The organism is Burkholderia sp. Ac-20349, from assembly GCF_017104865.1.
GTDB classification, from domain to species: Bacteria; Pseudomonadota; Gammaproteobacteria; order Burkholderiales; family Burkholderiaceae; genus Burkholderia; species Burkholderia aenigmatica.
This window is the reverse complement of sequence record NZ_JAAGPM010000226.1, coordinates 1-7,983: the sequence shown is the minus strand read 5'-3', so window position 1 is coordinate 7,983 and position 7,983 is coordinate 1. Positions and strand designations below refer to the sequence as shown.

Annotated in this window: 8 protein-coding genes; 7 read left to right on the top strand and 1 reads right to left on the bottom strand. The window is 65.8% G+C overall.

What is annotated here, in order from left to right; all coding sequences use genetic code 11:
* Nucleotides 1-197: 197 nt before the first annotated feature.
* From xerC to G3N61_RS36830, 7 genes are all read left to right on the top strand, one after another.
* Nucleotides 198-1,118 (top strand): tyrosine recombinase XerC, encoded by a 921-nt coding sequence (gene xerC / locus G3N61_RS36860; RefSeq protein ID WP_043184702.1) that lies wholly within the window; start codon nt 198-200, stop codon nt 1,116-1,118.
* A 76-nt stretch (nt 1,119-1,194) separates the two neighbouring features.
* Nucleotides 1,195-2,409 carry a class I SAM-dependent rRNA methyltransferase gene (locus G3N61_RS36855; protein ID WP_205824865.1) on the top strand — a complete coding sequence of 405 codons (1,215 nt, stop codon included), beginning with the start codon at nt 1,195-1,197 and terminating at the stop codon, nt 2,407-2,409.
* A 199-nt stretch (nt 2,410-2,608) separates the two neighbouring features.
* A complete protein-coding gene (locus tag G3N61_RS36850) occupies nt 2,609-3,667 on the top strand; it encodes a GTP-binding protein (protein ID WP_205824864.1) in 1,059 nt (352 codons plus the stop codon).
* A gap of 496 nt (nt 3,668-4,163) precedes the next feature.
* Nucleotides 4,164-4,580 (top strand): RNA polymerase-binding protein DksA, encoded by a 417-nt coding sequence (gene dksA / locus G3N61_RS36845; RefSeq protein WP_006477498.1) that lies wholly within the window; start codon nt 4,164-4,166, stop codon nt 4,578-4,580.
* 235 nt (nt 4,581-4,815) lie between these two features.
* On the top strand, nt 4,816-5,352 hold the full coding sequence (gene hslV, locus G3N61_RS36840; protein ID WP_011353540.1) for an ATP-dependent protease subunit HslV: 537 nt from the start codon (nt 4,816-4,818) through the stop codon (nt 5,350-5,352).
* 10 nt (nt 5,353-5,362) lie between these two features.
* Nucleotides 5,363-6,706, top strand: a complete 1,344-nt coding sequence (gene hslU / locus G3N61_RS36835; protein ID WP_043184705.1) for an ATP-dependent protease ATPase subunit HslU — start codon at nt 5,363-5,365, stop codon at nt 6,704-6,706.
* A 178-nt stretch (nt 6,707-6,884) separates the two neighbouring features.
* Nucleotides 6,885-7,247 carry a hypothetical protein gene (locus G3N61_RS36830; RefSeq protein ID WP_089451431.1) on the top strand — a complete coding sequence of 121 codons (363 nt, stop codon included), beginning with the start codon at nt 6,885-6,887 and terminating at the stop codon, nt 7,245-7,247.
* Nucleotides 7,248-7,259: 12 nt separating this feature from the next.
* On the opposite strand, the gene G3N61_RS36825 is transcribed toward G3N61_RS36830, so the two are convergent.
* The gene (locus G3N61_RS36825; protein ID WP_205824863.1) at nt 7,260-7,802 is read right to left on the bottom strand and encodes a response regulator transcription factor; all 543 of its coding nucleotides are present in this window, start codon (nt 7,800-7,802) and stop codon (nt 7,260-7,262) included.
* Between the last annotated feature and the right edge of the window lie 181 nt (nt 7,803-7,983).

Sequence of the window (7,983 nt, the reverse complement as noted above, 5' to 3'; positions counted from 1 at the left end):
CCTGTCGCGTGTGGTCCCGGCGCGCGCCGCGCAGCAGGTCGAATCCGCCGAACGCTGCGTTGCCGCGTGCGGCCGCGAGCCGCGCGAGTGCGCGCAGCAGCGTCGATTTGCCGACGCCGTTCGGTCCTCGCGCAGATCGCGACGCTCGCGAGCGCCGCGCTCACGCGCCTGCTGCCGCACTGATCCTTCCGCCCGCGATGACCGACGATCCGATTGCCGCCTACCTGTCGAACCTGAAGCACGTCAGGCAGCTGTCGGAACACACGCTGCGCGGATACACGCACGAACTCGACGAGCTGAAGAAGCTCGCGAACGGCCGGCCGCTCGAAGCGCTGACGGCCGCCGACATGCGCGGCGCGGTCGCGCGTGCGCATTCAGGCGGGCTGTCCGCACGGTCGATCTCGCACCGGCTGTCCGCGTGGCGCGCGTTCTACCGCTGGCTCGCGCAGCGCATCGAGATGCCCGCGAACCCGGTCGCCGCGGTGCGCGCGCCGAAACGCGCGAAGACCTTGCCGAAAGCGCTGTCGGTCGACGACGCATCGGCGTTGATGGACGCGCCGCTCGCCGGCACGACCGAAGGCATCCGCGATCACGCGATCCTCGAGCTGTTCTATTCGTCCGGGCTGCGCCTCGCCGAGCTGATCGGGCTCGACGTCATGTACACGCAGGCCGACGGCTACCGCTCGACCGGCTGGCTCGACCTCGCCGAAGCCGAAGTCACCGTGCGCGGCAAGGGCAACAAGGAGCGCAAGGTGCCGGTCGGCCGCAAGGCGATCGACGCGCTGAACGCATGGCTCGCGGTGCGCGGCGAATTCGTGAAGCACGATCCGCATCCGCTGTTCGTGTCCGTGCGCGGCAACCGGATGTCGCCGGGTGTCGTGCGCGAGCGCGTGAAGCGCGCGGCGCTCACCGCCGGCATCCCCGCCAACGTCCATCCGCACGTGCTGCGCCACTCGTTCGCGACGCACGTGCTGCAGTCGAGCGGCGACCTGCGCGCGGTGCAGGAACTGCTCGGCCACGCGAGCGTCTCCGCGACGCAGGTCTATACGTCGCTCGACTTCCAGCATCTCGCGAAGATTTACGACAGCGCGCATCCGCGCGCGAAGAAGCGCGACTGACGCGCGTCCCGTGTTACCCGCCGCGCGCGGCGACCGGCCACGGTCGGCTTCGCGCACGGCCCCTTTCGATCTCATCATGCAAACCGTCACCCTCAAGCCGTCCAAGGAAAAATCGCTGCTGCGCCGCCATCCGTGGATCTACGCCAATGCGATCGACCGCGTCGACGGCAAGCCCGCGCCCGGCGCGACCGTGATCGTGCGTGCGCACGACGGCCGCTTCCTCGCGCGCGGCGCGTACAGCCCGCAGTCGCAGATCCGCGTGCGCGTGTGGAGCTTCGACGAGAACGAGCCGATCGACCACGCGTTCTTCAAGCGCCGCGTGCAGCGCGCGGTCGCGCACCGCAACACGATGGTGTCGAACACGGGCGCGGTGCGCCTCGTGTTCGGCGAAGCCGACGGCCTGCCGGGCCTGATCGTCGACTACTACGTCGCGGACACCGCCGAAGCCGGCGCGACACCGCGTGGGCAGCTCGTCTGCCAGTTCATGGCGGCCGGCGTCGAAGCGTGGAAGGACGCGATCGTCAAGGCGCTGGTCGGCGCCACGGACTGCCCGAACGTCTACGAGCGCTCGGACGTGTCGATCCGCGACAAGGAAGGGCTCGAACAAACCACCGGCGTGCTGGCCGGCGATGCGCCGCCCGCGACGCTGATCTCGAACGAAAACGGCGTGCGCTATCACGTCGACGTGCCGAACGGCCACAAGACGGGCTTCTACGTCGACCAGCGCGACAACCGCGCGCTGGTCGCGCAGTACGCGGCCGATCGCGACGTGCTGAACTGCTTCTGCTACACGGGCGGCTTCTCGCTCGCCGCGCTCAAGGGCGGGGCGAAGCGCGTCGTGTCGATCGACTCGTCGGGCGATGCGCTCGCGCTCGCGCAGCAGAACGTCGTCGCCAACGGTTTCGACGCCGAACGCGCGACCTGGCTCGACGCCGACGCATTCAAGACGCTGCGCCGCCTCGTCGACGAAGGCGAGCGTTTCGACCTGATGGTGCTCGATCCGCCGAAGTTCGCGCCGACCCGCGACAGCGTCGATCGCGCGGCCCGCGCGTACAAGGACATCAACCTGAGCGGCTTCAAGCTGCTGCGTCCGGGCGGCCTGCTGTTCACGTACTCGTGCTCGGGCGCGATCGACATGGACCTGTTCCAGAAGATCGTCGCGGGCGCGGCCGCCGACGCGAAGGTCGACGCACGCATCCTGAAGCGCCTCGGCGCGGGCGTCGATCACCCGCTGCTCGCGGCCTTCCCGGAAGGTGAATATCTGAAGGGCCTGCTGTTGCAAATCGTCTGATCGCCCCGATCTACGCGCGTAACCGTCCGCCGGCCGCGCGTTGCGCCCGGCGGATCCGCGCTCCCGCCTGTCGTTCGGACGACGGGCGAGGGCTTGACAGGTATGTTTCAATGGATGGTTGTGCGCCCCGGCCGGCAAAGCCGCGGGCGCGACGCACATCCTGGTTTTGACCCCGATTCACGAACCACAGGCGATTGACATGGCCACTCCCGTCACCATCCTCACCGGCTTCCTCGGCAGCGGCAAGACGACGCTGCTCAAGCGCATCCTGAACGAACAGCACGGCATGAAGATCGCCGTGATCGAAAACGAGTTCGGCGAAGAGAACATCGACAACGAAATCCTCATCCAGGATTCGAACGAGCAGATCATCCAGATGAGCAACGGCTGCATCTGCTGCACGATCCGCGGCGACCTCGCGCGCACGCTCGGCGATCTCGCCGCGAAGAAGCGCGAAGGCAAGCTCGACTTCGACCGCATCGTGATCGAAACCACCGGCCTCGCGAACCCGGGCCCGGTCGCGCAAACCTTCTTCATCGACAGCGAAATCGCCGACGATTTCCTGCTCGACGCGGTCATCACGCTGGTCGACGCGAAGCACGCGAACGCACAGCTCGACGAGCACGAAGTCGTGCAGCGCCAGGTCGGCTTCGCCGATCGCCTGTTCATCACGAAGTCGGACCTGGTCGACGATCAAACGGTAGCCGGCCTCAAGCATCGCCTGATGCACATGAACCCGAAGGCCGTGATCAAGGTCGTGAACTTCGGCGAAGCCGACATCAAGGAAATCTTCGACCTGCGCGGCTTCAACCTGAACGCGAAGCTCGAGATCGACCCCGACTTCCTGGCCGAAGACGATCACGCGCACCATCACCACGATCACGCCCATTGCGACCACGATCACGGCCAATGCGCGCACGATCACGACCATGGCCACCACCATCACCATGCGCACCACGACGACAAGATCAAGTCGTTCGTGTACCGCAACGACCGCCCGTTCGACCCGAACAAGCTGGAAGACTTCCTCGGCGGCATCCTGCAGATCTACGGCGAGCGGATGCTGCGCTACAAGGGCGTGCTGTACATGAAGGGCGTCGACCGCAAGGTCGTGTTCCAGGGCGTGCACCAGATGATGGGCAGCGACCTCGCCTCGAAGTGGCTGCCGGTCGAGAAGAAGACCAACAAGATGGTGTTCATCGGCGTCGATCTGCCGCAGGACCTGATCACCGACGGCCTCGACGCCTGCCTCGCCTGACGCGTACGGGCAACCGTCGCACCCCCGCCCGCACGGCCGCCTCGCGGGCGGCTGCGGCGGCCGCGAGGCGCCCTTTCCGGGCAGGGTTTCGCCGTCATCGCTTTTTCGCGATTTGCGCGTTATATTTTCTAGATATTGGCGCAGCCGACGGGGATCGACCCGATACGGCGCCCGCTTGCGATTCAGTTACAATACGTGCCCGCTGGAGTACGGCAACAAATAGGCCCGGTTCTTGCTGAACCAGTTTTCCGGGCATCGCAACCGCGCCGGATCGCCCATCCGCCTCCCGGCCGCGGCCGATGCGATGTGCCGCGCAGCACACCGGTTCGCAGCGCGTGCAACTCCGCGCCAGGCCTATCCTGGTATTTGAGAACCGGTTTTCCAGAGGCTTTCGGCCCCGCGGCGGCAAATCGCAAATGATTGCAAGCGCGGTTGCGGGTAATCCCAAAGTGCAGGCAATATCTATCGATTTGCCGCACATTGAAGAAGCAAGCAGATGACGAAGAAACTCTTGACCGAAGCCGAAATCCTGAAGATGAGCGACAAGGATTACATGAATGAGGATCAGCTCGCCTTCTTCAAAAATCGGCTCGAACAGTTGCAGGCGGACATCCTCAAGAATGCAGGCCAGACGACCGAGAACCTGCGCGAGACGGTGATCGTGCCCGATCCCGCCGATCGCGCGACGATCGAGGAAGAGCACGCGCTCGAGCTGCGTACGCGCGATCGCGAACGCAAGCTCCTCAAGAAGGTTCAGCAGTCGCTCGCCCGCATCGATTCCGGCGATTACGGCTGGTGCGAGGAAACCGGCGAGCCGATCGGCATTCCGCGCCTGCTCGCGCGTCCGACCGCCACGCTGTCGCTCGAGGCGCAGGAGCGCCGCGAGTTGCGCCAGAAGCTGTTCGGCGACTGATCGAGCGGCGTTCCGCTCAGACACGCTGCTTCCCGAAAGCGCGCGGCCTGCCGCGCGCTTTTTGTTTTTCCGGCACGGTTCCCCACCGGCTGCCGATTTGCCTCCCGCCTCTTGATATCCCGGCGCCCGCCCTAAAATGAAACGGACGCGCGCCGGGCCGCTTCCCGGCGCACTGCGAGTTACGCGGCGGCGCCTCGCGCCCCCGACTCTTCCCCGTTTTTCTCAAGGAACGCAGATGGAGCAATTTCACGGCACGACCATCGTTTCGGTCCGGCGCGGCGACAAGGTCGCGCTCGGCGGCGACGGCCAGGTAACCCTCGGCAACATCGTCATGAAGGGTGGCGCGCGGAAAGTGCGGCGGATCTACAACAACCAGGTGCTGGTCGGATTCGCGGGCGGCACCGCCGATGCGTTCTCGCTGCTCGACCGCTTCGAGGCGAAGCTCGAGAAGCATCAGGGCAACCTGACCCGCGCGGCCGTCGAGCTCGCGAAGGACTGGCGCACCGACCGGATGCTGCGCCGCCTCGAGGCGATGCTGATCACGGCCGACGCCACCACCACGCTGGTGATCACCGGCAACGGCGACGTGCTCGACCCCGAAGAAGGCATCTGCGCGATCGGCTCGGGCGGTGCGTATGCGCAGGCCGCGGCCCGCGCGCTCGCGGAGAACACCGAGCTGTCGCCGCGCGAGATCGTCGAGAAGTCGCTCGAGATCGCCGGCGACATGTGCATCTACACGAACCACAACCGCATCATCGAAACGATCGAGTAAGGACCGCACCATGAGCACCATGACCCCTGCCGAGATCGTCTCGGAACTCGACAAGCACATCATCGGCCAGGCGAAGGCCAAGAAAGCCGTCGCGGTCGCGCTGCGCAACCGCTGGCGCCGCCAGCAGGTCGCCGACCCGCTGCGCCAGGAAATCACGCCGAAGAACATCCTGATGATCGGGCCGACGGGTGTCGGCAAGACCGAAATCGCGCGCCGCCTCGCAAAACTCGCCGATGCGCCGTTCATCAAGATCGAAGCGACCAAGTTCACCGAAGTCGGCTACGTCGGCCGTGACGTCGACAGCATCGTGCGCGACCTGATCGAGATCTCGGTCAAGCAGACGCGTGAAACCGAGATGCGCAAGGTGCGCAGCAAGGCGACCGACCAGGCGGAAGACCGCATCCTCGATATCCTGCTGCCGCAGCCGCGCGCGGTGGGCTTCGGCGGCAACGCCGAGCACGCGAACGACGACAACAACGCGACCCGCCAGACCTTCCGCAAGCGCCTGCGCGAAGGCCAGCTCGACGACAAGGAAGTCGAGCTCGACCTCGAGCAGCCGTCGGCCGGCATGGACATCATGGCGCCGCCGGGGATGGAAGAGATGACCGAGCAGATCCGCTCGATGTTCTCGAACCTCGGCAGCGGCAAGAAGCAGCGCCGCAAGGTGAAGATCAAGGAAGCGCTGAAGCTGCTGACCGACGAGGAAGCGGCGAAGATGCTCAACGAAGAGGAAGTGAAGACGAAGGCCGTGCAGAACGTCGAGCAGAACGGCATCGTGTTCCTCGACGAGATCGACAAGATCACGTCGCGCAACAACGAAGGCAGCGGCGGCGAAGTGTCGCGCCAGGGCGTGCAGCGCGACCTGCTGCCGCTCGTCGAAGGCACGACGGTCAACACGAAGTACGGGATGGTGAAGACCGATCACATCCTGTTCATCGCGAGCGGCGCGTTCCATCTCGCGAAGCCGAGCGACCTGATTCCCGAACTGCAGGGCCGCTTCCCGATCCGCGTCGAGCTCGACTCGCTGTCGGTGAACGATTTCGAAGCGATCCTCGTCGCGACCGACGCGAGCCTCGTCAAGCAGTACCAGGCGCTGCTCGCGACCGAAGACGTGCAGCTCGAATTCGCCGAGGACGGTATCCGCCGTCTCGCGGAAATTGCCTACGCGGTCAACGAGAAGACCGAGAACATCGGTGCGCGCCGGCTGTACACGGTGATCGAGAAACTGCTCGAGGAAGTGTCGTTCTCGGCCGGCAACCATGCGGGCGAACGCGTGACGATCGACGCGAAGTATGTCGATCGCGCGCTCGGCGAAGTGTCGCAGGACGAAGACCTGTCGCGCTACGTGCTGTAACGCGCACGGCATCGGACGAAAAACGGGCGGCCCCTTCCGGGGTCGCCCGTTTTTTCATGGTGATGCGACGCGGCGCACGTGCGTGCTCCTGGAACGCGGCTGATGGCAGGCGTGCTGGTGCGCCCCTATAATCCGGATTCCTCAGACTACAAGCAGACGCATTCGTCACCGCATTCGAATGACCCTCTACCCGTCCATCGCCGGCCGATTCGTGCCGGCCCTGCTCACGCTCACGCGCGCCGACATCCTATCGCTCTTGCGCCGGATCAGGCGGGAGTCGCTGCGGCGCTACAACGTCGCGTTCGCGCTCGCGTGGCTGGGCACGCTGGCGGGTATCGCACTCGCCAGCGTGGCGTTCAGCATCGGCCTCCAGTTCATCGCGAATTGCGTATCGGCAAAGGCGTGGCCGATGGCCAGCGCCATCCTGATCGGCGGGTCCGCACCATTTCTCGCGAACGTCGTCTACTCGGCGCTCATCACGCTCCTGCTGAAACGCGAGATCGTCGCCTGCCTGTCGCGAGCGTCAAGCTCGCCCGGCTGACGCGCCCCCCGCTTACTGCCGTACCGGCTTCTTCGCGAGCTTGCGCTGCAGCGTGCGGCGGTGCATGTTCAGCGCGCGTGCCGTCGCCGAAATATTGTTGTTGTTCTCGGCCAGCACGCGCTGGATGTGCTCCCATTCGAGCCGGTCGACCGACAGCACGACCGGATTCTCGAGCGCTTCGTCGGCCTGCACTTCGGTCGCGTTGGTCTGCAGCGCGGCCAGGATCGACTCGACGTTCGCGGGCTTCGCGAGATAGTTGTCGGCGCCTTCCTTCACCGCCTGCACGGCAGTCGCGATGCTCGCGTAGCCGGTCAGCACCAGGATCCGCGCGTCGGGCTGCAGGTCGCACAGCGGCGCGATCAGGCTCAGGCCCGAATCCTCGCCGAGATGCAGGTCGACGGTAATGAACTGGAACTTGCTGCCCGCGGCGAGCCGCAGCGCCGATTCCTTGTCGTGCGCCTGCTGGACCGCGTAACCGCGGCGCTCGAGGCCGCGCGCGAGCGTGCCCGCGAACACCTCGTTGTCGTCGATCACCAGGAAATTGTTCTCGCTCATGTGGTTTCTCCGTCTACGTGTTGGTTGAGGCGGCCGACGCCGCGACGCGCACGACCGGCCATTCGGGAATCGGCACGACGCTCACCGCGAACATGCTCGCGATGCATGCAATGCGCGCGACGCTGGCCGAAGTCGCGACCGACGCGGCCTACGCGCACATGTTCGAACTCGCCGCGCGGCT

Excerpts from the sequence above, each read along its gene's own strand:
- xerC (WP_043184702.1), top strand. The coding sequence starts at position 198 with ATGACCGACGATCCGATTGCCGCCTACCTGTCGAACCTGAAGCACGTC.
- G3N61_RS36855 (WP_205824865.1), top strand. The coding sequence starts at position 1,195 with ATGCAAACCGTCACCCTCAAGCCGTCCAAGGAAAAATCGCTGCTGCGC.
- G3N61_RS36850 (WP_205824864.1), top strand. The coding sequence starts at position 2,609 with ATGGCCACTCCCGTCACCATCCTCACCGGCTTCCTCGGCAGCGGCAAG.
- dksA (WP_006477498.1), top strand. The coding sequence starts at position 4,164 with ATGACGAAGAAACTCTTGACCGAAGCCGAAATCCTGAAGATGAGCGAC.
- hslV (WP_011353540.1), top strand. The coding sequence starts at position 4,816 with ATGGAGCAATTTCACGGCACGACCATCGTTTCGGTCCGGCGCGGCGAC.
- hslU (WP_043184705.1), top strand. The coding sequence starts at position 5,363 with ATGAGCACCATGACCCCTGCCGAGATCGTCTCGGAACTCGACAAGCAC.
- G3N61_RS36830 (WP_089451431.1), top strand. The coding sequence starts at position 6,885 with ATGACCCTCTACCCGTCCATCGCCGGCCGATTCGTGCCGGCCCTGCTC.
- G3N61_RS36825 (WP_205824863.1), bottom strand. The coding sequence starts at position 7,802 with ATGAGCGAGAACAATTTCCTGGTGATCGACGACAACGAGGTGTTCGCG.